This is a genomic window from Methylobacterium sp. CCH7-A2 (assembly GCF_001557075.1).
Taxonomy (GTDB): domain Bacteria; phylum Pseudomonadota; class Alphaproteobacteria; order Rhizobiales; family Beijerinckiaceae; genus Allobosea; species Allobosea massiliensis.
Genome location: NZ_LSKN01000226.1, coordinates 1 through 24,478 on the forward strand (window position 1 = coordinate 1; position 24,478 = coordinate 24,478).

The 24,478-nt window shown below is 69.1% G+C and carries 23 protein-coding genes; 16 read left to right on the top strand and 7 right to left on the bottom strand.

Annotated features, from left to right (window positions below):
- Positions 1 to 440: glucose 1-dehydrogenase (locus AX750_RS16475; RefSeq protein ID WP_156451319.1), on the top strand; the 440-nt coding region annotated here is incomplete at its 5' end.
- 149 nt (positions 441 to 589) lie between these two features.
- On the opposite strand, the gene AX750_RS16480 is transcribed toward AX750_RS16475, so the two are convergent.
- Positions 590 to 1,483: a metallophosphoesterase gene (locus tag AX750_RS16480; protein ID WP_066724557.1), complete on the bottom strand. Its 894-nt coding sequence runs from the start codon at positions 1,481 to 1,483 to the stop codon at positions 590 to 592.
- Between the two features lie 441 nt (positions 1,484 to 1,924).
- Here AX750_RS16480 and AX750_RS16485 point away from each other — a divergent pair, with 441 nt between their 5' ends.
- Together AX750_RS16485 and AX750_RS16495 are read left to right on the top strand one after the other, a co-directional pair.
- Entirely contained in the window at positions 1,925 to 2,326 is a 402-nt protein-coding gene (locus AX750_RS16485) for an NUDIX domain-containing protein (RefSeq protein ID WP_245282420.1), read from the top strand.
- A gap of 465 nt (positions 2,327 to 2,791) precedes the next feature.
- Positions 2,792 to 3,301 carry an N-acetyltransferase gene (locus AX750_RS16495; protein ID WP_066724563.1) on the top strand — a complete coding sequence of 170 codons (510 nt, stop codon included), beginning with the start codon at positions 2,792 to 2,794 and terminating at the stop codon, positions 3,299 to 3,301.
- Between the two features lie 105 nt (positions 3,302 to 3,406).
- On the opposite strand, the gene AX750_RS16500 is transcribed toward AX750_RS16495, so the two are convergent.
- From AX750_RS16500 to AX750_RS16515, 4 genes are read right to left on the bottom strand one after another with little or no spacing between them, the layout of a single operon-like run.
- Positions 3,407 to 5,506 (bottom strand): hypothetical protein, encoded by a 2,100-nt coding sequence (locus AX750_RS16500; protein WP_066724567.1) that lies wholly within the window; start codon positions 5,504 to 5,506, stop codon positions 3,407 to 3,409.
- 55 nt (positions 5,507 to 5,561) lie between these two features.
- Positions 5,562 to 8,384 (bottom strand): DUF4159 domain-containing protein, encoded by a 2,823-nt coding sequence (locus AX750_RS16505; protein WP_066724830.1) that lies wholly within the window; start codon positions 8,382 to 8,384, stop codon positions 5,562 to 5,564.
- A gap of 6 nt (positions 8,385 to 8,390) precedes the next feature.
- Positions 8,391 to 9,305, bottom strand: coding sequence for a DUF58 domain-containing protein (locus tag AX750_RS16510; protein ID WP_066724569.1), 915 nt, complete (start codon positions 9,303 to 9,305; stop codon positions 8,391 to 8,393).
- A gap of 12 nt (positions 9,306 to 9,317) precedes the next feature.
- On the bottom strand, positions 9,318 to 10,343 hold the full coding sequence (locus AX750_RS16515; RefSeq protein ID WP_066724833.1) for a MoxR family ATPase: 1,026 nt from the start codon (positions 10,341 to 10,343) through the stop codon (positions 9,318 to 9,320).
- 205 nt (positions 10,344 to 10,548) lie between these two features.
- Between AX750_RS16515 and AX750_RS16520 the strand changes: the two genes are divergently transcribed.
- The 4 genes from AX750_RS16520 to AX750_RS16535 are packed head-to-tail and all read left to right on the top strand — an operon-like array spanning position 10,549 to position 13,301.
- Entirely contained in the window at positions 10,549 to 11,133 is a 585-nt protein-coding gene (locus AX750_RS16520) for a DUF1285 domain-containing protein (protein WP_245282417.1), read from the top strand.
- Positions 11,133 to 11,777 carry a CoA pyrophosphatase gene (locus AX750_RS16525; protein WP_066724575.1) on the top strand — a complete coding sequence of 215 codons (645 nt, stop codon included), beginning with the start codon at positions 11,133 to 11,135 and terminating at the stop codon, positions 11,775 to 11,777. Before AX750_RS16520 ends, AX750_RS16525 begins: the two co-directional genes overlap by 1 nt.
- Positions 11,778 to 11,799: 22 nt before the next feature.
- Positions 11,800 to 12,057 carry a DUF6111 family protein gene (locus tag AX750_RS16530; RefSeq protein WP_066724578.1) on the top strand — a complete coding sequence of 86 codons (258 nt, stop codon included), beginning with the start codon at positions 11,800 to 11,802 and terminating at the stop codon, positions 12,055 to 12,057.
- Complete coding sequence (locus tag AX750_RS16535; protein WP_066724580.1) at positions 12,054 to 13,301, top strand: CCA tRNA nucleotidyltransferase; 1,248 nt, start codon at positions 12,054 to 12,056, stop codon at positions 13,299 to 13,301. Before AX750_RS16530 ends, AX750_RS16535 begins: the two co-directional genes overlap by 4 nt.
- Before the next feature lie 12 nt (positions 13,302 to 13,313).
- On the opposite strand, the gene hemF is transcribed toward AX750_RS16535, so the two are convergent.
- The gene (gene hemF / locus AX750_RS16540; RefSeq protein WP_066724582.1) at positions 13,314 to 14,249 is read right to left on the bottom strand and encodes an oxygen-dependent coproporphyrinogen oxidase; all 936 of its coding nucleotides are present in this window, start codon (positions 14,247 to 14,249) and stop codon (positions 13,314 to 13,316) included.
- Between the two features lie 10 nt (positions 14,250 to 14,259).
- The gene (locus tag AX750_RS16545; protein WP_066724584.1) at positions 14,260 to 14,805 is read right to left on the bottom strand and encodes a tRNA (cytidine(34)-2'-O)-methyltransferase; all 546 of its coding nucleotides are present in this window, start codon (positions 14,803 to 14,805) and stop codon (positions 14,260 to 14,262) included.
- Between the two features lie 179 nt (positions 14,806 to 14,984).
- Here AX750_RS16545 and AX750_RS16550 point away from each other — a divergent pair, with 179 nt between their 5' ends.
- The 9 genes from AX750_RS16550 to AX750_RS16590 all read left to right on the top strand — a co-directional run bounded on the left by AX750_RS16550 (position 14,985) and on the right by AX750_RS16590 (position 24,475).
- Complete coding sequence (locus AX750_RS16550) at positions 14,985 to 16,850, top strand: ABC transporter ATP-binding protein (protein ID WP_066724586.1); 1,866 nt, start codon at positions 14,985 to 14,987, stop codon at positions 16,848 to 16,850.
- Positions 16,851 to 17,043: 193 nt separating this feature from the next.
- Positions 17,044 to 17,595 carry a ubiquinol-cytochrome c reductase iron-sulfur subunit gene (gene petA / locus AX750_RS26945; RefSeq protein WP_280939911.1) on the top strand — a complete coding sequence of 184 codons (552 nt, stop codon included), beginning with the start codon at positions 17,044 to 17,046 and terminating at the stop codon, positions 17,593 to 17,595.
- Between the two features lie 53 nt (positions 17,596 to 17,648).
- Positions 17,649 to 18,932 (top strand): cytochrome b/b6, encoded by a 1,284-nt coding sequence (locus tag AX750_RS16560; protein WP_066724589.1) that lies wholly within the window; start codon positions 17,649 to 17,651, stop codon positions 18,930 to 18,932.
- Between the two features lie 8 nt (positions 18,933 to 18,940).
- Positions 18,941 to 19,810 (top strand): cytochrome c1, encoded by an 870-nt coding sequence (locus AX750_RS16565; RefSeq protein ID WP_066724592.1) that lies wholly within the window; start codon positions 18,941 to 18,943, stop codon positions 19,808 to 19,810.
- Positions 19,811 to 19,922: 112 nt separating this feature from the next.
- Positions 19,923 to 20,801, top strand: coding sequence for an S-methyl-5'-thioadenosine phosphorylase (locus AX750_RS16570; protein ID WP_066724594.1), 879 nt, complete (start codon positions 19,923 to 19,925; stop codon positions 20,799 to 20,801).
- Positions 20,802 to 20,806: 5 nt separating this feature from the next.
- A complete protein-coding gene (locus tag AX750_RS16575) occupies positions 20,807 to 21,334 on the top strand; it encodes an adenine phosphoribosyltransferase (RefSeq protein ID WP_066724597.1) in 528 nt (175 codons plus the stop codon).
- Positions 21,335 to 21,341: 7 nt separating this feature from the next.
- Positions 21,342 to 22,451 (top strand): S-methyl-5-thioribose-1-phosphate isomerase, encoded by a 1,110-nt coding sequence (gene mtnA / locus AX750_RS16580; protein ID WP_066724600.1) that lies wholly within the window; start codon positions 21,342 to 21,344, stop codon positions 22,449 to 22,451.
- A 13-nt stretch (positions 22,452 to 22,464) separates the two neighbouring features.
- The gene (locus AX750_RS16585) at positions 22,465 to 23,109 is read left to right on the top strand and encodes a class II aldolase/adducin family protein (RefSeq protein ID WP_066724602.1); all 645 of its coding nucleotides are present in this window, start codon (positions 22,465 to 22,467) and stop codon (positions 23,107 to 23,109) included.
- Positions 23,110 to 23,173: 64 nt separating this feature from the next.
- The gene (locus AX750_RS16590; RefSeq protein WP_066724605.1) at positions 23,174 to 24,475 is read left to right on the top strand and encodes a sensor domain-containing diguanylate cyclase; all 1,302 of its coding nucleotides are present in this window, start codon (positions 23,174 to 23,176) and stop codon (positions 24,473 to 24,475) included.
- Positions 24,476 to 24,478 lie beyond the last annotated feature (3 nt).

Consider the following 24,478-nt stretch of genomic DNA (forward strand, 5'->3'; position numbering starts at 1 on the left):
AGTTCGACCGCGTCTTCGACGTCAACGTCAAGTCGATCTACCTGATGGCGAAGGCGACCGTGCCGCATTTCCGCGAGCATGGCGGCGGCGTGATCCTCAACATCGGCTCGACCGCCGGCGTCCGGCCGCGGCCCGGCCTGACCTGGTACAATGGCTCCAAGGGCGCGGTGAACCTTCTGTCCAAGTCGATGGCGGTGGAACTGGCGCCGGACCGGATCCGCGTCAACGCGATCGCGCCCGTCGCGGGCGAGACGCCGCTGCTGGCGACCTTCATGGGCGAGGATACGCCGGAGAAGCGCGCGCAGTTCCGCGCCTCGATCCCTTGGGGCCGGCTCTCGACACCGCAGGACATGGCCAATGCCGCGCTCTATCTCTGCTCGGACGATGCCGAGATGGTGACGGGGACCGTGCTCGCCGTCGACGGCGGGCGCTGCATCTGAGAGCGCTGCCCATCCGCCATCGCGGCCGTCTGGCGTGGTGTTCGCGCATTCCCGTCATGGTCGGGCCTGTCCCGACCATCCACGTCTCTGGTTGTCGGGACCTGTGTTCAAGACGTGGATGCTCGGCACGAGGCCGAGCATGACGGCGCCTAAACCGGCTTGGTGTGAAGCGCGATCTCCTGGCGGCGCATGACCGTGCCGTCGAGCTCGAAGCCGCGCTGCTCGAAGGCGATGTGCGGGGCGCGGCCATCGCCTTCGATGCGGAACAGATGCCAGCTCGCCATCTCGCCATGGCCGCGCGGGCCGATCGAGGCGGAAGGCACGCCGACGATCGGCACGTCGCGGCCCACGCCCGGGCGCCAGGCCAGCGAGAAGCGATGGTTGTGACCGTGGATGACGAGGTCGGCGCCCTTGCGCGCCAGCATCGCCTCGACCGCTGCGGCATCGACCAGTTCGCGGGAGCGCCGCGCCCCGCCGACATAGGGCGGGTGGTGAATCAGCACGACGCGGATCGCGCCCTCGTCGCGGGCGCGATCGAGCAGGGCCTCGGTCTTCGCGATCTGGTCGCGGCCGACCTTGCCGGTCGCCATCAGGGGCAGGGTGGGCACGCCGGTGTTGAGCCCGATCAGCGCGACGGGGCCGCGGCGGCGATACCAGGGATAGCCGGTGTGGCCGTCGTCGCCCGTGACCCACTCGCCGAGATGGTAGGCCAGGGCCTTGAGCGAGGAGCGGGCATAGGCATCGTGGTTGCCGGGCACGAAGCTGACGGTGTCGCGCGGCCCGAGTTCATCGAGGAAGGCGACGGCCGTCTTGAACTCGTTGGGCAGGCCGATATGGGAGACGTCGCCGGTGCAGGCGACATGGTCCGGCTGCTGCGCGCGGATGTCCGCAACGATCAGCGCCAGGATGTCCATGTCATGGGCGTGCCGGCGCTTGCGGCGCCAGTTGACGTAACCGGTCGCGCGCTTGCCGAAGAGCTGATGCAGCGAAAAGCCCGCGAGCGGGCCGAGATGCGGATCGGACAGGTGCGCGAGCTTGAACACGCTCTGCGCTAGCCTTGCGGTCGAGCCATCGTCAAGCCACCCGTGCCGCACGCTTTCGCGTGCGGGAGTGGCGCGGATGAATCAGTTGGCGGCGCCGGTCAGTTCGGAGACGATGCGCGAATCGGTCAGCGTCAGGGCGGGCTGCCAGACGAAGGCGGGCTTGGCGCGGAAGCGGGCGATGATGAATGAGAGCAGCATGTCGGTATTCCCCAGCCATGAGGCTGCGATATCGGCCCGGTTTGCGGCGCGTTTGTGACGTTGGGGAACGAAGGGCGGGGGTCCGCCATGCGACATTTGCATATACAATTCGGTAACGATTGGAGGCCATGCGTGAGCGGAGCATCGCAGGAGCGTGACGAGCGGCCCGGCGATGGTCGCCTGACGCGGCTGCAGCGCCTGCGGATCCGCCTGCTGCATCTCTACTTCCGCCTCAAACGCGGCATGACGCTCGGCGTCAGGGCGGCGGTGCTGAACGACCGGGGCGAGGTGTTCCTGATCCGGCACACCTATACGCCCGGCTGGCACCTGCCCGGCGGTGGCGTCGAGGTCGGCGAGACGATGGTGGACGCGCTGGTGAAGGAACTGCGCGAGGAGGCCTGCATCAGCCTGACCGGGCCGGCGCCGCTGTTTGGAGTCTATCTCAATCGCAAGACGTCGCCTCGGGATCATGTCGCGCTCTATGTCGTACGGGAGTTCGCCGTCGACGGCATGAAGCTGCCGGACATGGAGATTGCAGAGGCCGGCTGGTTTCCGCTCGATGGGCTGCCGCAGGGGGTGACCCCCGCGACGCGGCGGAGGCTGGCGGAGATCGCGGGCGGCATCGCTCCCACAGCAGAGTGGTAAGAGCATACCGATGGGAGAAGGGATTTTTCTCGTCATTCTCCGGTTGGGCTTGCTCCTGGGGCTATTCAACAAGCCTTGGTGGTCGGTCGGCCTTGCAGTCGGTTTGGCGATCCTCGTGGGGAGTTTCGACCAAACGCTCCATTCACGCGCGTCTGAGCCCGCCTGGCTCGTCATGGGCCTATCGTTCTACTGCTTGCCTGGGCTGGCCGGCTGGCTTCTGGGGCGGCTTCTGATCGGGCTGGGCGGTTAGACCCGGTCGCAACGTCACGGGCGCCGCCCGGAAGAACAGAGGTGCCGATAGACGCCCACCCTCCGCTCTGCTACAGCGCCGCACCATGACGATCGGGCTTGCGACCTCCCTCCTGCGACGACCGGCGCGCTGAACGCGCTTCCGGCAGGGCCGTGCCATGCGCGGACCCCGCCCTCACCAGCTCAGCCTCTGCCGTCCGCAGGTTCGCCGCCGTCATGACTTCGCTTCCGCTGACCCTCCGCCATGAACTGCCCGTCGATGCCGCCGCGATCGAGCGGCTGCATGAACGCGCCTTCGGGCCGGGCCGTTTCGCCCGCACCGCCTTCCGCCTGCGCGAGGGCGTGCCGCCCGATCCGGCGCTGACCTTCGCCGCCCATGTCGGCACCTTCCTGGTCGGCTCCATCCGTGTGACGCCGGTGATGGCCGGCGGCCATGGCGCGCTGATGCTGGGGCCTCTCACCGTCGATCCGGCCTTCGAGGGGCGAGGCATCGGGGCGGCGCTGATGAACCGCTCGATCGAGGCCGCGCGCACCGAGGGGCACGACCTGATCCTGCTGGTGGGAGACGCGCCCTATTACGCCCGCTTCGGCTTCAGGGTCATTCCGCCGGGCCAGCTCGTGCTGCCCGGCCCGGCCGATCCGGCGCGGTTCCTGGCACTCGAACTGGTCGAGGGCGTGCTGGCGCAGCGGCGCGGCGCGGTGACGGCGATCAAGTCAGGCGCTTGAGGCTTGCCACATCGTCATTCTCGGGCTTGACCCGAGAATCTCACGACACGGAAACTCAGGTTTCCGAGATGGTCGGGTCAAGCCCGACCATGACGCGCCAGATTTTCAGGCCGCCGCGTCGGGCTTGCGATTGAAGCGCCGGCCGCTCTCGCCGAGCCAGCCCGCGACGAGGGCCCCGAACAGAAGCGCCAGCCCGATCAGACCGACGAACAGCGGCGAGATCTGCACGCCGCGCACGATGCCGGAATCGCTGATGCGCAGGCCGATCCAGTCCGATCCCGCGAACTGGCTGCCCGAGCGCACGGGCACGATGCGCGGCACCGTGACGTCCGAACTGGTCTCCTGGCCGATCCGGCGCGACGAGCCGCCGGTCGCTTCGGCGAGGGGGCGCAGCTGGCCCGGGTCGCTGACGACCTCCATCAGCTCGCGCGGATTCTCGGGGCCGACGCTGGCGAAGGCGGTGAGGTTGTCGCCGGCGATCCTGTGAAGGCCGAACTCGCCGGTCGGGATCCGGGCCGTGAACAGGCCGGGGCGGCCCGGTTCGAGCGGGACGGAGCGGGACTGTCCATCCGGGCCGGTAACGACGACGGGGGCCGGGTTGTCGCCCAGCGTCTGACGCTCGACCTCGATATAGCCGTTGCGCGAGACGGCGCGCAGCGCCTCCTCCTCGAGATCGGGTTCCTTCATCAGCCAATGGCCGAGCCGGCGCAGCAGGTCGAGATGCGGGCCGCCATCGCGGAAGCCGCGGGCCCAGAGCCAGGCATGATCCGACAGGAAGAGCGCGACGCGGCCCTTCTGCTCGCGCGCCAGCATCAGCAGCGGGCGTTCGCCAGGGCCGGTCATCACCGGAGAGCCGGTGCGGGCCCGGGCGCCGACCATGCGCAGCCACTCGCCCCATTGCGGCGGCTCGACCTCCGAGCCCGGAAGGTCGCGCGTCACGGGATGGCGCTTGCCGGGCTCGCTGACGCGGGCCCGATAGGCCTCGTCGATCACCGAGCCGTCCGGGATCGCGGGCAGGATCTGGCCGAGTGGCGTGCGCGCCAGCGACTGGGCGCCGGCATATTCCGGACCGGCCGCGATCAGCAGCGCGCCGCCCTCGCGGACATAGCGGACGATGTTGTCGAAATAGACCAGCGGCAGGATGGACTGGTTGGCGTAGCGGTCGAAAATGATCAGGTCGAATTCCTTGATCTTGACCTGAAACAGCTCGCGCGTCGGGAAGGCGATCAGCGACAGCTCGTTGATCGGTGTGCCGTCCTGCTTCTCCGGCGGGCGCAGGATGGTGAAATGGACGAGGTCGATATTGGCGTCGGCCTTGAGCAGGTTGCGCCAGGTGCGCTCGCCCGGATGCGGCTCGCCCGAGACCAGCAGCACGCGCAGCTTGTCGCGCACGCCCTCGATGGTGATGACGGCGCGGTTGTTGGCGAGCGTCAGCTCGTTGTCGAGCGGGGCCGCCTCGATTTCGATGACATTGGGGCCGCCGCGGTCGATGCGGACCGGCAGCGAGACCGTCTGGCCGACCGAGACCTCACGGCGGGCGATGATCTCGCCGTCGCGCCGAACGGTGAGGGCGGCGCGGCCGGGCCCCCCCTTCTCGAGCACGCGCAGCCTTACCGTCTGATCCTTGCCGACGATGCCGAAGCGCGGCGAATCCACCAGCACGATGCGGCGATCGATCTCGCGCTCGCGGCCCGTGGTCAGGACATGGAGCGGCGCGCGCAGGCCCAGCGCTTCCGCCGTCGGCGGCGTGTCATGGGCGAGGCCGTCGGTGACGACGATGGCGCCGGCCACACGCTCGGAGGGCACGTCGGCGAGGCTCGCCGCCAGCGCCTCGAACAGCCGCGTGCCGTCGCCCGAGCCCTGGGCGTCGCGGACCTCGACGATGCGGGACTCGACATTGCCGATGCCGCGCAACTGGCGCTCGATCTCGGCCTGGGCGGCCTGGGACTGGGCCGAGCGGTCGCTCAGGCGATTCGAGGCGGAGCGGTCCACGACGACGGAGACGACGTCCTTCACCGGCTCGCGGTCCTCGAAGACGAGCGACGGGTCGGCCAGTGTCACCGTCAGCACGACGAGCGCGAGCGCGCGCAGGATCGCGCTTCTGCCGGCGAGCACGATCGCCGCGCCCGCCGCCAGCGCGGCCAGCATGCTGAGGCCGATCAGCAGCGGCAGCGGGATGAGCGGCGCGAAGGAGAGGCTCCACATCAGATCAAGGTCCTGTCGCTACGCCCCCGCAGCTGTTGAACGGTTGGCGCACCCCTCACTGGCCCAACCTTTCGAGCAGGGCCGGGACATGGACCTGGTCGGCCTTGTAGTTGCCGGTGAGGGCGTACATCACGAGGTTGACGCCGGCCCGCAGCGCCATTTCGCGCTGGCGCGGATCCGAGCCCGAGAGCGGCACCAGCGGTTCGCCGCGGCGGTTAACGGCCCAGGCCGAGGCGAGGTCGTTGGAGGTGATGACGATGGGCGAGACGTTGTCGCCGGCCCGCGCCGGGCGGCGGCCGTCCGCGCCAGCGGGCGGCAGGATCTCGACCCAGGTCGTGCCGCTGTCATAGCGCCCGACAAAGCCGTCGAGGATGTAGAAGGTCTTGGTCAGGACGTGGTCACGCGGGATCGGCTCGAGCTCGGGAATGTCGAGCGTCTGCAGCATGCGCCGGAGCTGGTCGCCCTCGGGCGTCGTGCCGCCGCCCGGCCGCGCGCTCATGGCGTCGCGGGTGTCGAAGATCACCAGACCGCCGCCCTTCATGTAGGCTTCGAGCTTGCGCAGCGTCTCCGAGGACGGGATCGGCCGCCCAGCGACGATCGGCCAGTACAGGACGGGGAAGAAGGCGAGTTCGTCGCGGTCGGCATTGACGCCGACGGCCTCGCCCGGCTCGAGCGCGGTCCGCGCACCCAGCACGACATTGAGTCCGGCGAGCCCGGCTTTCGACATCTCGTCGACCGCGCGGTCGCCGGTGACGACATAGGCCAGGCGGGTCACCGCCCCGGCCGCGAAGAGCTCGCGCGGGATCGGCGGGCGCTGGTCCGGCGCAGGCGTCGCCGCAGGCGCCTGGGCCTGCGCCACTCCCGGGAGGAGCATGCCGGCGCTCAGCGCCAGGGCCAGGAGGATGGCGGCGGGGGCGGCGCGGCGGGCCTTGCGGGCGAAGTTCAGGCGGCCGCCGAGCCAGAGCGTCGCCAGCGTGTCGGCGATCAGCAGCAGCAGTGCCAGCACGAGCAGCTGCGGGCGGATGTCGAGCGCGACCGGCTTGTCGACCGGCAGGATCGGCGCACCGAGCGCGGCGAGGTCGATCGCGCGCAGCGTATCCGTCGGGTTCAGCGTGTTGACTGCGAGCGAGCCGTCGGCGGGGCCGTAGATGCCGGGCGGATGGGCGAGGGTGGCGCGGCCGGTGAAGCTGCGCGCCACCGGCTGCGCCGTGGCGGGCGGGCTGCGGAAGCCGCCGGTGCCGTCGAGCACGCGGGTCGGTGACAGCGTCTCCACGCGGGCATCCTCTCCCTGGGGCTCAGCCGGGCCGGTGCCAGACAGGCCGACGATCTTCCGGAGCATCTCGACGAAGAGCCCCGACAGCGGCAGGTTCGACCAGGTCGTGTCCGCCGTGACGTGCATCATCGCGATCATGCCGTCGCCGCGGCGCTCGCCGGTGACGACGGGCGTACCGTCCTCCAGCGCCGCCCAGGTCTTGCGCGAGAGATCGGCCTCGGGCTCGGCCAGGATCTGGCGGGTGACCCGGACATCGTCGCTGATCGGCACGCCGAAGAAGGGGCTCTCGCGGGTGAAGGCGGCGAGCTTGCGCGGCGTTTCCCAGGAGAGGCCGCCGCCGAGCGTGCGGCCGCCCCGCCGCAGGCGCACGGGCGTCAGCTCGTCCGAGGCCGCGGCGAGGCGCGCGCCGGCGAAGCGCAGCAGCACGCCGCCGCGCTGGATGAAGGCGTTGATCTTGCCGGCCGTATCGGGATCGAGCGCGCCGATATCGGCCAGCACCAGCACCGAGAGGTTCTGCGCCAGCAATTCGCCGACGGGGTCGGTCGAGCCCGGCCGCGGCTCGCGGATCTCGGCGAAGGGCTGGAGCGCACGCGAGACATAGTAGGTCGGCGAGAGCAGCGGCTGCGCCGTATCGGTGGTCGCGCCCGAGACGATGCCGACGCGGCGGCGCTTGGAGCGGTCGTCGAGCAGCGCGACCGCGCCGGCGCTGCGCTCGCCGACGATCTCGAGCCGGGAGACCGCGTTGCGGACCTCGATCGGCAAGGTCAGGCGGGCCGTGGTCTGCAGTGCGGACCCCTCGAAGACGAAAGGCGCATCGCCGAGCGGCAGGCCCTTGAGATCGAGCGCACGGACGAGGCCGCTGGCGGCGGCGCCGGTGGTCGGCCGCAGCACCTTCACGGCCAGCGCCCCGGCGAGATTCTCGGGCGCAGTCAGGGCGAGCTGGTCGATGGGTCCGGCATGGATCGAGAGCCGGCCATTGCCGGCCTCCTGCCTCAGCCGGGCCAGGAAGGCGCCGTCATCGGTGATGGAGAGGCCATCCGCCACCCAGACGATCTCGGCCTCCGGGGCGGTGCGCAGGAAGGCCTCGATCCGTGGCAGATGCGCGCCACGGTCCGGAGCATGCGGCTGCAAAGCAAAGGCGCGCAGCCGGTCCAGCGCCGCGCGCGGCTCGGACAGCGTGATCTCGGCGGGGTTTTCGGCGAGGCCGAGCAGGGCGACCGGTCGGCCCTCGCGGGCTGCGGCAGCGACGCGGGACTCCGCCACGAGCAGGCGTTCAGGCCAGTCGACGGCGGCACCGAAGCCGTTGTCGATCATGAGCAGCATCGGGCCGCGCAGGGGGGCCGAATCGCGCGGCGGGTTCCAGACGGGGCCGGCCACGGCGAGGATCGCGAGTGCCGCGACCAGCATGCGCAAAGCGAGCAGCCACCATGGCGTATGTGCCGGCATTTCGCGCTTGGCGACCAGGTCGGCCATGATCTTGAGCGGCGGAAAGTCGATCCGGCGCGGCCGCGGCGGCGTGACCCGCAGGATCAGCCAGAGCGCGGGCAGCAGCGCGAGCGCGGCCAGCGCGAGCGGGGCGGAGAAGGCGAGGGGGAGCGAGCTCAGCACCGGCTATCTCCCGCTTCCGCGTGAGGCCGCGACGAGGCTCGCGACCCGCAGCACGCCCTCGCTCGCCGGCCGGTCGGTGCGGTGGAGCGTCAGCGTCCAGCCCGCCTTGCGGCAGGCCTCGCGGATCGCATCGCGATGGGCCTCCAGCCGCTGGCGGTACTCGGCGCCCCAGGAGCCGGCATCGCCGACGCGCAGCGAGAGCCCGTCCTCGAGATCGAAGAGTTCGGCCTGCCCGGTGAAGGGGAAGGTTTCCTCGATCGGGTCGGCGATCAGCAGGACATGGCCGCGGGCGCCGGAAGAGGCGAGGGTGGCGATGCGGCGGGCGAGCGAATCGGCGGGCGAGAGCCCGTCCGTGATGATGATCGCATCGGCCAGACGCGGCAGCGGCGCGTCCGGGGGCAGATCGAGATCGGCGCCCTTCGCGTCGGCCAGGATTGCTTGGGCCAGCGTCTCGACGATGCGGCGCGAGGCCAGCGCCCGGGTTAGCCCGAGATGGCCGACGCGCTCGCCGCCATCGACCAGCGTCTCGGCCAGCGCAAATCCCGCGATCAGCGCGCGATCGACCTTCGAAGCCAGCGCCAGAGAGGAGGCGAAACCCATCGAGGCGGAACGATCGATCCAGAGCCAGATCGCGTGCGAAGCCTCCCATTCGCGTTCGCGGACGAAGAGGTGGCCATCACGGGCCGAGCGGCGCCAGTCGATGCGCGAGGAGGATTCGCCGGTGACGAGCGGGCGGTACTGCCAGAAGGTCTCGCCTGGACCCGCCCGGCGGCGTCCATGGATGCCGTGCAGGCTGGCGGAGACGCGCCGCGCCTCGAGGATCAGCCGGGGCAGGCGCGCCGCCAGATCGAGCGAGGCGGTGACGACCGGCCTCGCAGGCTGTCGTTCGGCCGATCCGAGAACGCGCGTGCGCAGCATCCCTCTCCGCCCTTATCCCAATCGCTCGACGAGCTTGCCGATGATGCCCTCGACCGTCTCGCCATCGGCGCGGGCGGCGAAGGTCAGCGCGACGCGGTGCTTGAGCACGGGGATGGCCAGGGCGGCGACGTCGTCGACGGAGGGCGCGAGCCGGCCTTCGACGAGCGCGCGGGCACGGCAGGCCAGCGTCAGCGATTGGCTGGCGCGGGGCCCGGGACCCCAGGCGAGCTTCTCGGTGATCGCATTGTCGCTGCCCTCACCGGGGCGGGCGGAGCGGACGAGATCGAGAATCGCATCGACGACCGCGTCGCCGACGGGCAGCCGGCGCACCAGCCGCTGCGTCGACATCAGCGTCTCCGCCGTCATCGCCTGCGCCGGCTTATGCTCGGAGGCGCCGGTGGTCTCGAGCAGGATGCGGCGCTCGGCCTCGCGATCGGGATAGGCGACGTCGATCTCGAGCAGGAAACGGTCGAGCTGCGCCTCGGGCAGGGGATAGGTGCCCTCCTGCTCGATCGGGTTCTGCGTCGCCAGCACATGGAAGGGGGCGGGGAGATCGTAGCGCTCGCCGCCGACGGTGACGTGATGCTCCTGCATCGCCTGCAGCAGCGCCGACTGGGTGCGGGGCGAGGCGCGGTTGATCTCGTCGGCCATCAGGAGCTGGGCGAAGACCGGGCCCTTGATGAAGCGGAAGTGGCGCTTGCCGTCGGCGCTCTCGTCGAGAACCTCGGAGCCGAGGATGTCGGATGGCATCAGGTCGGGCGTGAACTGGACGCGGCGTGCGCTCATGCCGAGCACGTTGCCCATCGCCTCGACGAGCTTGGTCTTGGCGAGGCCAGGCACGCCGACCAGCAGGCCGTGGCCACCGGCCAGAAGCGTGATCAGCGAAAGATCGACGACCTTCTGCTGGCCGAAGATGACCCGGCCGATCTCGGTGCGGGCGGCCCCGATGGCGCCCAGCGCGGCTTCCGCCGCCTCGACAATGCCGGTATCCAGGCTGATGGGGGGATTGGCTTCCAGGGCCTGGGCTTGCGCCACCATGTCGATCTCCTTCACCCTCGGCTCCGCACCATCCGCTGTCCCGCAACCTTGCAACGGCCGGAGCCGTTGAGTGTGGACGGGGCGTCATGCCGGCTCAAGGGCGGAATGACGCGGTGCACAGAACTCGGCTTCACGATTATGTGGAGTTCAAGGCAGGGATGACGATGCAACCACTATGCCGCAGGCGGCACGGCAAGAGCGCCCGATGAGCGACACGGGCGGCGCGATGGAGCGGTTGATGGCCGCGCTCCAGGCCGGAAACACGCGCGGAATTCCGCCCGTGGAGCGGTGGAATCCCGATTTCTGCGGCCATATCGACATGAAGATCGCTGCGGACGGGACCTGGTTCTATCGCGGCACGCCGATCGGCCGGCCGGCGCTCGTCAAGCTGTTTTCCTCGGTTCTGCGGAAGGACGGCGACGATTACGTTCTCGTGACTCCGGTCGAAAAGCTCGGGATCACGGTCGAGGATGCGCCCTTCCAGGCGGTCGAGATGGCGGTCGAGGGGGAGGGAGACAGTCGCAGCATCGGTTTCCGCACCCAGGTCGACGATCTCGTGCAGGTCGGGCCGGAGCATCCGATTCGCTTCGAGCGCGAGGCGAAGGGCGACGGGCTCAAACCCTATGTCCATGTCCGGCGCGGGCTCTGGGCGCGGCTGACGCGGGCGCTGACCTATGATCTGCTGGCGCTGGGCGAAGTGCACGAGATCGACGGCCTGGCCCAGTTCGGCGTGGCAGCGGGCGGGCTGTTCCATCCGGCTTGTCCGGCGAGCGAGATCGACGGTTTGTGATGCAGGCTCTGGATCTGACGGCCGATCAGTTCGCCGAGCTGGCGCAGCGCCGGCTGCGGCCCGAGCCGCCGCAACTGGGCGATCTGATCGCGCGGCCGCGCGGCGATCACGACGACCAGCCGCACCCGATCCGGCCGCCGGATGAAAAGGTCGCCATTCCGGCCGCCGTGCTGATCGGCGTCGTGCCCCGGCCGGAGGGGCCGACCGTGCTTTTGACGCAGCGCGCGGCGACCCTGCGCAGCCATTCGGCGCAGGTCGCCTTTCCAGGTGGGCGGGTGGATGCCGTGGACGGTTCGCCGGTGGTGACGGCGCTGCGCGAGGCGGAGGAGGAGATCGGCCTGCCGCGCGAGCGGGTGCGGACGCTGGGCTTCCTCGATGCCTATCTGACCGGGACCGGCTACCGGATCGTGCCGGTGGTCGCGCTGGTCGAGCCGCCCTTCTCGCTCACGCTGAACGCCCATGAGGTGGACGAGGCCTTCGAGACGCCCTTGTCCTTCCTGCTCGACCCGGCCAATCACCGGCGCGAGGGCCGCGAGTGGCAGGGGCTCTACCGCACCTACTATGCGATGCCGTTCGGGGATCGCTATATCTGGGGCGCCACCGCCGGAATGATCCGCAATCTCTACGAGCGGCTTTCGGGCTGAACAGGACTGGACGATCAAGGCCATGCTGCGCTCGATCATCGAAGAGGTGCTTCTCTTCGTCCTGCCCTTCTGCGTCTTCGCCGGCTACCTCATCGTCAAGCGGCGAAACCCGTTCGATGTCGAGCATTGGAGCCGACATCTCTTCTGGCTGTCGATCGTCGGGCTCGCGCTGGCGATCGCGCTCGTCGCCTATGGCGGCTGGACGGCGCCGCGCGCGACCGGCGCTTATGAGCCGCCGCATATGGAGAACGGGCAATTGGTGCCGGGCCGCTTCAAATGACCCTGCCGGAGGCGCGGATCGCCGCTTTCCTGGCACGGCCCGCGCTCTCCCGGCTGTTGGCCGTTCTCGACCGGAATGGGGAAGAGGCGCGCATCATCGGCGGCGCCGTGCGTGACCTGCTGCTGGGCGAGGCCGTCGGCGATGTCGATCTGGCCACGACGGCCCTGCCGGAGGAGACGATGCGGCGCGGCCGCGAGGCCGGCTTCAAGGTCGTGCCGACGGGGCTCGAGCACGGCACGATCACGCTGATCGTCGAAGGGGCACCCTTCGAGGTCACGACGCTGCGCGAGGATGTCGAGACCGACGGCCGGCACGCGACGGTCCGCTTCGGGCGCGATTTCGAGGCGGATGCGCGGCGGCGCGACTTCACGGTCAATGCGCTCTCGCTCGACCGGGCCGGGGTCGTCCACGATCCCTGCGGTGGGCTCGCCGATCTCGCCGCGCGGCGCATCCGCTTCATCGGAGACGCGGCGACGCGCATTCGCGAGGACTATCTTCGTATCCTGCGGTTCTTTCGCTTTCACGCCCGCTACGGGAGGGGTGCGCCCGATGCCGAAGGCGTCCGGGCCTGCATCGCGGGGCGGGATGGGCTGGCGGGGCTGTCGCGCGAGCGTGTGCGCGCCGAGCTGATGAAGCTTCTGGTGGCGCCGGGCGCGGCTCCAGCCCTGCGGGCCATGGCCGAGGCCGGGCTCCTGATGCCGATGATCGGCCGCGTGCCGCATCTGACGCGGTTCGAGGCCGTGGCCGAGGGCGGGGGCGAAGGCGTTTTCGCCGCCTTCCGGCTGGCGGCGCTCGCCGTCGGCGTGCGGGAGGATGCGCTGCATCTGCGCGAGGCGTTGCGTCTGTCGAACGAGGAGTTCGACCGGATCGAGCGGATCGCGCTGGCGCTGGAGGGGCTGTCGGGCCGGGCTACGGCCGGGACACTGGCGCAGCTGCGCCATCTCGCCCACCGGATCGGCCAGGACGCGGTTGCTGCCGGGCTCGTGCTGCTGGCGGGGCGGGGCGCGGAGGCTGCCGGGCGGGCTCAAGCGATGATCGCCGACCTGGCCCGCACGCCACCCTTTCTGCCGACGGGGCGGGACGTGATCGCGCTCGGCGTCCCGGCCGGGCCTCGGATCGGGCAGGTGCTGGCGGCGGCGCGATCCACCTGGATCGATGGCGGGGCCCCGTCCGACGAAGCCGCGCAATCGCGGTTTCTGGAAGAGGCCCTCCGATCCTCAGCCTCCGGACGAGGGGCGGATTGAAGCAGCCCTCGCTCAGGGCCAGCGCACCGTCGGCGGCATCGAGGACAGGATCGAGTCGACATTGCCTCCGGTGCGCAGGCCGAAGATCGTGCCGCGGTCGTAGAGCAGGTTGAACTCGACATAGCGGCCGCGGCGGATCTGCTGCTCCTCGCGCTCGGCCGCGCTCCAGGACTTGCCGATGTTGGCGCGCAGGATCGGCGGATAGGCGGCGAGGAAAGCCTCGCCCACGGCCTGCGTGAAGGAGAGGTCGCCGTCGGGATCGCCCGACCAGAGATAATCGTAGAAGATGCCGCCGATGCCGCGCGGCTCGTTACGATGCTTCAGGTGGAAGTACTCGTCGCACCAGGCCTTGAAGCGCGGGTAGTCGGCGATCGGCGCATGGCGCTCGCAGGGCCCGCGCATCGCGGCATGGAAGGCGATGGCGTCGGGATCGTCCTGGTTGCGACGCGCATTCAGCACCGGGGTGAGGTCTGCGCCGCCGCCGAACCAGGGCTTGGTGGTGACGACGAAACGCGTGTTCATGTGCACGGTCGGCGCGTGCGGGTTCCAGGGATGGGCGATCAGCGAGATGCCGGTGGCATGGAAGCGCGGGTCCTCCGCCGCCCCCGGGATCTGCCCGGCGAATTCGGGCTGGAAGGTGCCGTAGACGGTCGAGACATGGACGCCGACCTTCTCGAAGACGCGTCCGCTCATCATCGACATGACGCCGCCGCCTCCCGGCGCGCCGTCATGGTTGTTGCGCTGCCAGGGCGTGCGAACGAAGCGGCCGGGCGCGTTCGCCTCGGGTGGGAAGGGGCCGGTCGCCTCGGCCTCGATCGCCTCGAAGGCGGCGCAGATGCGGTCCCGCAGCGTTTCGAACCAGGCCTTGGCGCGCGGCTTCATCGCCTCGGCCTTCTCCAGCGCGGCGGGGTCGCTCGGCGCCGCGGTGGCGGCCTTGTGGTCGGTCATCCCCGTCTCCTCACCCTGTCTGGTCTTGTCGTTCGTGGTCGTCGGCCCGGAGCGGTGCCGGGAAGCCGCCGATCTGCCGCAAGGCTTCGCCCAGAACCAGCGCGCCTGCAATCGCGACGTTGAGCGAGCGCAGCCCCGCCAGCATGGGCACATGCACCACCGCATCGGCGGCGGCATAGACTTCCGGCGCCACGCCGGCCGATTCCCGGCCGAGCATGACGATGTCGCCGGGGGCGAAGGCGAAGTCGAGATGGCGGGTTTGCCCGTCGGTCTCCGCCAGGATCAAGCGGTGTCCAGAGCCGCGGCGCCAGCGCTCGAAGGCAGCGAAGGAGGCGTGGCGGGTCACGGTGGCGCGCTCAAGATAATCCATCCCCGAGCGGCGGAAATGCCGGTCGGAGACGTCGAAAGCCGCAGGCTCGACGATGTCGACGGCGACGCCGAGACAGGCGGCCATGCGGATTATCGTGCCGGTGTTCTGGGGAATGTCGGGGTGGTAGAGGGCGAGGCGCAGCGGCGCCCGACCCGTCGCAGAAGCTGTTTCTTCGGTCGCCGTCATCCTGCTGCTGTCATGGGGTGACGGCACGGGATGCGTCAAGGACGGCGCAGGCGGCAAGCATGCGCGAGCGAGGCTGGCAATTCGCTGAGGCGCACGCCATATCGGCTGCCTGCCCGGGCCGGCCGCGCCGCTGATCCCGCCCCGATTTTGTCGCCATGCCGGTCCAGAGGAGGGCGGACATGTTCACCCCGCTGTTCCGCTGGCTCGAGAGCCGGATCGACGTCTTCGCCCCCTTCGACGAACGCGAGACACCGCCTCGCGGTGTCTGGCCCTTCATGTGGCATCACATCAAGGATGCGAAGGGCTGGCTGTTCCTCGTCATGCTGACGGGCCTCGGCTTCAGCGGCATCGAGGCGGCGATGTATCTGATGGTCGGCTGGTTCGTCGACCTGCTGGCGACCCAGACGCCCGAGACGATCTTCCGCGACCATGGCTGGCTGCTGGCGGGGGCGGCGTTTCTCGTGGTCGTGGTGCGGCCGCTCATCTATTTCGCCAACCACGCCATCGTCGATCAGGTCGTGGTGCCGCAGGTCACCAACCAGATCCGCTGGCGCAACCATGTCTACACGCTCGGCCATGCGCTGGGCTATTTCCAAAACGATTTCGCCGGGCGCCTCTCCTCCCGCGTTATCCAGGCGGGGCAGTCGATCCGCGGCGCGACGATCGAGGTCATCGACGATCTCTGGTACGCGCTGATCTTCGCTTCCGTCGCGATCGGCTTCTTCGGGGCGACCTCGCTGTGGCTGGCGCTGCCGGTGCTGGTCTGGCTCGGGGCCTATGTAGCGCTGCTGATCTATTTCGTGCCGCGCGCCAAGAGTCGCTCCGAGGCCAACTCGCTCGGCCGCTCCTCGACGACGGGGCGGATCGTCGATGCCTATACCAACATCCTGACGGTGAAGCTGTTCGCCCGGGCCGATGCCGAGCGCTCGGCCGTGCGCGAGTCGCTGGCGCGCTGGAACACGGCGTTCCTCAACCTGTCCCGGCTGATCACCGGCGTCAGCGTCGTCCTGCAGACGATGAACAGCCTGCTGGTGGTGGTGACGGCCTGGCTCAGCCTCTGGCTCTGGAGCCAGGGCGCCATGACGCCGGGCGCGGTCGCGGCTTCGATCGGCCTCGTTCTGCGCCTCGTCCAGATGTCGAGCTGGCTGATCCATCTCGTGCGCGGGGTGTTCGAGAACATCGGCGCGGTGCAGGAGAGCATGGAGACGATCGCCAAGCCGCACGACCTGACGGATGCGCCCGACGCGACCGCTCTCGTGGTCGAGCGCGGCGCGGTCAGCTTCGAGGGCGTCCGTTTCAACTACGGCAAGAGCGGCGGGCTGTTCGAGGGGCTCGATCTGGAGATCCGACCGGGCGAGAAGATCGGCCTGGTCGGGCCATCGGGCGCCGGCAAGTCGACGCTGGTGAACCTGCTGCTGCGGCTCTACCCGCTCGAGGGCGGGCGCATCCTGATCGACGGGCAGGACATCGCCCATGTCACGCAGGACTCGCTGCGGGCCCAGATCGGGATGGTGACGCAGGACAATTCGTTGCTTCATCGCTCGATCGGCGACAACATCGCCTATGGGCGGATCGGCTCGACGCCGGACGAGATCGCGCAGGCGGCGCGCCAGGCCTCGGCTCATGAGTTTGTCCAGAGCCTCAGCGATCAGGACGGGCGCCGCGGCTTCGATTCGCGCGTCGGCGAGCGCGGCGTGAAGCTTTCGGGCGGTCAGCGCCAGCGCATCGCGATCGCCCGCGTCCTGCTCAAGGACGCGCCGATCCTGATCCTCGACGAGGCGACCTCGGCGCTGGACTCGGAGGTGGAGGCGGCGATCCAGGAGCAGCTCACCGCGCTGATGCAGGGCAAGACCGTTATCGCCATCGCCCATCGGCTGTCGACGATCGCCGCGCTCGACCGGCTGATCGTGCTCGACAAGGGCCGGATCGTCGATGTCGGAACCCATGCGGAGCTGGTCGGGCGGGCGGGCCTCTATGCGCGGCTGTGGTCGCGCCAGTCGGGTGGTTTCCTCGCTGCGGCGGACAACGAAACGCTGCCGGCCTGAACCCCTTGCCGACGGGCGCGGGCCATGCACCGGCGCATGGCCTCCAACAGTAGACTTCGTCCAATCTGCATGCCAAAGAGCGCGCAGTGACGCGCCGCCGCATTGCGGCCGTGACGACGCGCGCCTAAACACGGCGCCGGGTTGCAATTTCGAGTTCTTCCAAAACTCGACTGACGTTTTAGAGGATTGGATCGTGGCGAACGCGACCGATACGAAACCGACCGAAACCACCCGCCGCGATTTCCTGATGCTGGCCACCGGCGCGGCCGGTGCCGTCGGCCTCGGCGCCGTCGTCGTTCCGCTGGTCAGCCAGCTCGCGCCGGACGCGCAGACGGTCGCCGCCGGTGCGCCGATCGATCTCGATCTCGCCCCGATCGCGGAAGGCCAGGCGATCAAGCTGTTCTGGCGCGGCAAGCTCATCTTCGTGCGTCACCGCACCAAGAAGGAAATCGACGAGGCCCGCGCGGTCAATGTCGCCACGCTGCCCGATCCGCAGCCCGACCAGGCCCGCGTCAAGCAGGGCCACGAGCAGTTCCTCGTCGTCTACGGCAACTGCACCCATCTCGGTTGCGTGCCGCTGGGCAACGCGCCCGGCGATCCGAAGGGCGATTTCGACGGCTGGTTCTGCCCCTGCCACGGCTCGCACTACGATTCGTCGGGCCGCATCCGCAAGGGCCCGGCGCCGCTCAACCTGCCGATCCCGCCCTACGCGTTCAGCGCCGACACCAAGATCCGGATCGGCTGAGCGTTCCGCTCGCCCCGATCCCGCCTGTACGAGACAGCCCCGAGGCAATCCGCATGAGTGGTCATAGCTCCTACGTCCCGAAGACAGGTTTCGAGCGCTGGCTCGATGCGCGCCTGCCGATCATCCGCCTCGCGCATGATTCGGCGGTATCCTATCCGGTGCCGCGCAACCTGAACTATTTCTGGACCTTCGGCGGCATCCTGGTGTTCATGCTGGTGGCCCAGATCGTCACCGGCGTGATCCTGGTGATGCACTACACGCCCCATGCGACGATGGCGTTCAACTCCGTTGAGCACATCATGCGCGACGTGAACTACGGCTGGCTGCTGCGCTATCTGCATTCCAACGGCGCCTCGATGTTCTTCCTGGCGGTCTACATCCACATCTTCCGCGGTCTCTATTACGGCTCCTACAAGGCCCCGCGCGAGGTGCTCTGGATCCTGGGCGTCGTCATCCTGCTGCTGATGATGGCCACCGCCTTTATGGGCTACGTGCTGCCCTGGGGCCAGATGTCCTTCTGGGGCGCCACCGTCATCACCAACCTGTTCTCGGCGCTGCCGGTCATCGGCGAGACGATCGTGACCTTCCTGTGGGGTGGCTACTCGGTCGACAATCCGACGCTGAACCGCTTCTTCTCGCTGCACTACCTGCTGCCGTTCATGATCTTCGGCGTGGTCATCCTCCACGTCTGGGCGCTGCACCATGTCGGCCAGAACAACCCGACCGGCGTCGAGGTGAAGAACGTCGCCAAGGACACCGTGCCGTTCACGCCCTATGCGACGGTCAAGGACCTGTTCGCGATGGTGTGCTTCATCTTCGTGTTCTCCTATTTCGTGTTCTACACCCCGAACTTCCTCGGCCATGCCGATAACTACATCCCGGCCAACCCGGCCGTGACGCCTGCGCATATCGTCCCGGAGTGGTATTTCCTGCCCTTCTACGCGATCCTGCGCGCCGTTCCCGACAAGCTCGGCGGTGTCATCGCCATGGGTGCGGCCATCGTCGTTCTGGCCTTCCTGCCCTGGATCGACAGCTCCAAGGTCAAGTCGATGAGCTATCGCCCGATCGCCCGCCAGCTCTTCTGGGCCTTCGTCGTGGTCTGCATCGGCCTTGGCTGGCTCGGCGCCATGCCGGCGGAAGGCGGCTATGTCATCGCCTCGCAGATCTTCACGGTGCTTTATTTCGGCTACTTCGTGGCGCTGTTCGTCGTCGGCCTGTTCGAACGGCCGAAGGCGCTGCCGAATTCGATCGCCGATTCCGTGCTCGGCTCGCTCCAGGGCGGATCGGGTGCTCGCATGGGCAGCGCCGTCGCCGCCGAACCCAACGCCAAGGGCTGAGACGAATCATGAGCAAGATGTTGGTTCGTTCGGCCGCTGTCGGTCTCCTGCTCGCAGCGCTGCCGCTCACCGCCCAGGCCGCTGGCGAGCGTGTCGAGCCGCCGGCGCTGAGCTGGTCGTTCTCCGGGCCCTTCGGCAAGTTCGACCGCGCGCAGCTGCAGCGCGGCTACAAGATCTACAAGGAGGTCTGCGCGAACTGCCACAGCGCCTCGCTGCTGAAGTTCCGCAACCTGTCGCAGCCGGGCGGGCCGGAGTTCACGCCCGGCCAGGTCACGGCCCTGGCCGCCACCTACCAGATCAAGGACGGCCCCAACGAGGCCGGCGAGATGTTCGAGCGGCCCGGCCGCCCGGCCGACGCCTTCCCGTCGCCCTTCCCGAACGAGCAGGCGGCGCGCTCGGCCAATGGCGGCGCCTACCCGCCCGACATGTCGGTTCTGGCCAAGGCGCGGACCTATGAGCGTGGTTTCCCGCGCTTCGTCTTCGACATCTTCACCCAGTATCAGGAGCAGGGGCCGGACTACATCGCGGCGCTGCTGACGGGCTACAAGGATCCGCCGCCGGAGGGTGTCACCCTGCAGCCGGGCCAGTACTACAACACCTATATGCCCGGTCACCTGATCGCGATGCCGAACGTGCTGAACGATGGCCAGGTCGAGTTCCCGAAGGGGCCGGACGGTCAGCCGCAGGTCCCGGAGACGGCCAAGCAGTACGCCAAGGACGTCACGGCGTTCCTGATGTGGGCCGCGGAGCCGCATCTCGAGGCGCGCAAGCGTCTCGGCCTGCAGGTCATGCTGTTCCTGCTGATCTTCGGCGGGCTGCTCTACTACACGAAGAAGAAGATCTGGTCGCGCATGCCCGACGGCACGCCCGCCCACTGATCCAATCCGCTTCCGCAGAAGGCCCCGGCGACGGGGCCTTTTTCGTTGGTGCCGCCGCTTGAAGCGGCGGCGGCCGCGCGGCACAGTCCCGCTCGGCAGCAGGGATATCGAGATGAGCGAAGCGGTTCTGGGAATCATCGGCGGGTCGGGCATCTACGACCTGCCGGGGTTGAGCGATCTGCGCGAGGAGCGGATCGAGAGCCCCTGGGGCGAGCCGTCCGACGTGCTCCGCATCGGCCGGATGGGGCGAACCCGGATCGTGTTCTTGCCCCGCCATGGCCGCGGCCATGCGATCCCGCCGTCGGAGATCAACTACCGCGCCAATATCGACGTGATGAAACGGGCCGGGGTGACCGATCTCGTCTCGCTGTCGGCCTGCGGCTCTTACAAGGCCGAGCTCTATCCGGGGCTGTTCGTGCTGGTCGACCAGTTCGTCGATCGCACCAGCGGCAGGGCTTCCTCCTTTTTCGGGCGCGGCTGCGTCGCCCATGTCTCCGTCGCGCATCCCGTGGGGCCGGCGCTGCAGGGGCTGATCGCGGAGGCCGCGACGGCCGCGGGGCTGCCCTTCGTGCGCGGCGGCACGCTGGTGACGATGGAAGGGCCGCAATTCTCGACCTATGCGGAATCGATGACCTACAAGACGCTGGGCTACGACCTGATCGGCATGACGGCGATGCCGGAGGCCAAGCTCGCCCGCGAAGCCGAGATCACCTACGCCACGGTCGCGATGGTGACCGACTATGACTGCTGGCACGAGGAGCACGGGCCGGTCGATGTCGCCGCCGTGGTCAAGGTGCTGCATGACAACGCCGACAAGGCGAAGCGCCTGGTGGCGCGGCTGGCGGCGGACTTCCCCGCGGAGCGGGTGCCCTGTCCCGCCGGCTCGCACAACGCGCTCGACAATGCCCTTATCACTGCGCCCACGATGCGCGACCCCGCTCTGCTCGCCAAGCTCGACGCCGTGGCGGGGCGTGTCCTGAAAGCGGCCTGACGATCATGAAACTCGCCGACAGTATCCGCGCCATCCCGGATTATCCCAAGCCCGGTATCGTCTTTCGCGACATCACCACGCTGCTGGGGGATGCGCGCGCCTTTCGCCGCGCGGTCGACGAGCTGGTGCAGCCTTTCGCCGGGCTGAAGATCGCCAAGATCGCCGGCATCGAGGCGCGCGGCTTCATCCTGGGCGGGGCCGTCGCCCATCAGCTCTCGGCCGGTTTCGTGCCCGTGCGGAAGAAGGGCAAGCTGCCGCATGAGACGGTCAGCGTCACCTATGAGCTCGAATACGGCACCGACGAGATCGAGGTCCATAAGGATGCCGTCTCGCCCGGCGAGCGCGTCCTGCTGGTCGACGATCTGATCGCGACCGGGGGCACCGCGGAGGCTGCGGTGAACCTGCTCTCGCGTCTGGGGGCGGAAGTGGTCGCCGCCTGCTTCATCGTCGACCTGCCCGATCTCGGCGGCGCCGATCGCGTCCGCCGGCTCGGCGTGCCGGTTCGCACGCTCGTCGCTTTTGGTGGGCATTGACGCCCGCATGAGAATCAACGGCCAGCATTACCGCACGATCTGGCTCGCGCCGGATGGCTGGCGCGTCTGCGTCATCGACCAGACGCGTTTGCCCTTCCGCTTCGAGACGGTGACCCTGTCCTCTGCCGAGGCTGCGGCGGAAGCGATCCGGTCGATGATCGTGCGCGGCGCCCCACTGATCGGTGCGACAGCGGCGTATGGTGTGGCGCTGGCGATGCGGGCCGATCCGTCCGACACCGCGCTGGACGAGGCTCTGACCCTGCTCGGCGCAACGCGGCCGACGGCGGTCAATCTGCGCTGGGCGCTCGGCCGAATGGGCCGCGTCCTGAAGCCGCTCGACCCGGGCCGGCGTGCCGAGATGGCCTATTCCGAGGCGGCGCTGATCTGCGACGAGGACGTGGCCCTGTGCCGGTCGATCGGCGAGCATGGGCTGGGCGTGATCCGCTCGATCGCGGCGGAAAAGGCCGAAGGGGCCACCGTCAACATCCTGACCCATTGCAATGCCGGCTGGCTTGCTACCGTCGACTGGGGCACCGCGCTGGCGCCGATCTATCTCGCCCATGATGCCGGAATTCCCGTCCATGTCTGGGTCGACGAGACGCGGCCCCGCAACCAGGGCGCGGCGCTGACGGCTTATGAACTCGGCGCGCATGGCGTGCCGCATACGGTGATCGCCGACAATGCCGGCGGCCATCTGATGCAGCATGGCGAGGTGGACATGGTCATCGTCGGCACCGACCGGACGACCGCGACCGGCGACGTCGCCAACAAGATCGGCACCTATCTCAAGGCGCTGGCCGCGCATGACAACGGCGTGCCCTTCTATGTCGCGCTGCCCTCGCCAACGATCGACTGGAGCCTGTCGGACGGGCTGCGCGAGATCCCGATCGAGGAGCGGTCGGCGCGGGAGGTGACGCATCTCTCCGGGCTGGCGGAGGATGGCGAGGTGCGCTCGATCCGCGTGGTCGCGCCGGGCAGCAACGCCGCCAACCCGGCCTTCGACGTCACCCCCGCCCGGCTCGTGACCGGGCTGATCACCGAGCGCGGCGTCTGCGAGGCGAGCGCGGCAGGGCTGGCCGGGCTTTTTCCCGAGCGGGCGGGCCGGCCGCAAGCGTGAGCAGGACAGGATCATGACGAGAGACGAACTCGGCGCCGGCATCGTCGCCGTCGCACAGGCGATCGATGTTGCGGGCTTCTGCCCGTCGAAATCGGGCAATGTCTCGGCGCGGACGGAGGCTGGCTTCCTGATCACGCCGTCGGGCCTGCCCTATGCGCAGACGACGCCAGCGGATCTGATCGAACTCTCGCTCGACGGCGCCGTGCTCTCGGGCGCGCGCAAGCCGTCCTCGGAATGGCCCTTCCATGCCGCGATCTACCGCGCCCGGCCCGAGGCGCAGGCGATCGTGCACACGCATTCGCCGCGGGCCACGGCGCTGTCCTGCACGCGCCGGGGCATTCCCGCCTTCCACTACATGATCGCGCTCTGCGGCGGTGCCGACATCCGCTGCGCCGACTATGCGACCTTCGGCACGCCGGAGCTGGCGGAGAACGCGGTGCGGGCTCTGGAGGGGCGCAAGGCGGTGCTGCTCGCCAATCACGGCGTCATCGCGCTCGGCGCCTCGCTCGCGGGAGCGCACCAGATCGTGGCGGAGGTCGAGAATCTCGCGGGCCAGTATCTCGACATCCTCGCCGCAGGGCTCGATCCAGTCATTCTCGACGAGGCCGAGATGGCGCGGGTCAGCGCGAAGTTCGCGGGCTACGGCAAGGTCGGCTGAAGGCGAGGGTCACCCGCACTCGGGCATCTTACGGCTTGTTAAGGCCCGTGCCGCATGAAAGGGCATGATCCTATCGCCGTATCTGCATGCCTCCCTGGATATGCTCGGCATTGCTGCCTGCGAGTACGACGCGCGGCTGGAGGCCGTCGGCTGGAACAACACGTTCCTGCAATTCTTCCCGGAGGATGACGGCGAGATCTATGTCGGCGAGCCCTATGCGGACAATCTCGTTCGGTTCTATCGCTGCCGCCTCTCGCCGGAGGAGATGCCCGACGTCGAGCGCTACATCGCGGAGGGCGTCGCGCGCCACGAGAATCAGACGCAGCCCTTCGAGTTCATTCACAATGGCCGCCGGCTGCGCGCCTCGTCCCTTCGCGCTCCCGAGGGCGGGCGGGTCAGGTTGTGGCAACGGCTGGATGCCGAGCATCGCACCGAGGCCGTTCCCGAGCTCGTGCTGCCCGTGTTCGAGGCGCTTCCCTTCATTCCCGACGGGGCGACCATTCTCGATGCGGCAGACCGCATCGTCGCCGCCAACGATGCCTTCAGGCAGCTCTATGGCCTGCCCGCGGACCGGCCCGTGGTCGGATGCACGCTCGACGACATCATCGCCTGGTGCTGGCGTGGCGATTCACCGGCGGGGGCCTGGCGAGCCGCCATTCGCAATGGCCTGCGCTATGACGGCGCGCCCTTCGAGATCGAGCTGCCCGGCCAGCGCTGGCTGAGGGTGATCGCCCGTCATGGCACCGGCGGCATCGGCTTTTTCACTCACGCCGATATCACCGCCGCCAAGCGCCAGCACATCGAGCTCGTCGAGGCGAAGGCGGCTCTGCAGCGGGCCAACGACGAGCTGGCGAAGCTCGCAGGCACCGACGCGCTGACAGGCCTCGCCAACCGGCGCGCCTTCATGGCGTTCCTCGCTGCGGAGGCGCGGATCGCCAGACCGCTGTCGCTGCTGGCGATCGATGTCGATCACTTCAAGGCGATCAACGACCGCTTCGGCCATCTCGTCGGCGACGCCTGTCTCAAGATGATCGGGTCGATCGTGGCCAAGCAGGCGAGCGGCCCCCGGCGGCTGGTTTCCCGCATCGGCGGCGAGGAATTCGGCGTGGTTCTCGGCGGAGCTTCGTTGGCGGAGGCTCACCGGACGGGACTCGCAATTCGTGCGGCGCTGGCTCACGCGCCCTGGCGAAGCCTCCACCCCGCCCTGGACCGTGCGACGATCTCGATCGGGCTCTGCACCGCCAAGGGGCCGGTCGACGAGGACATGCTCTATGGCTGCGCCGACGAGCAGCTTTACGCGGCCAAGCGCAACGGTCGCGACCGGATCGAGTCGCGACCCTTGGCAGGCACACGCCGCACGGCTTGACTG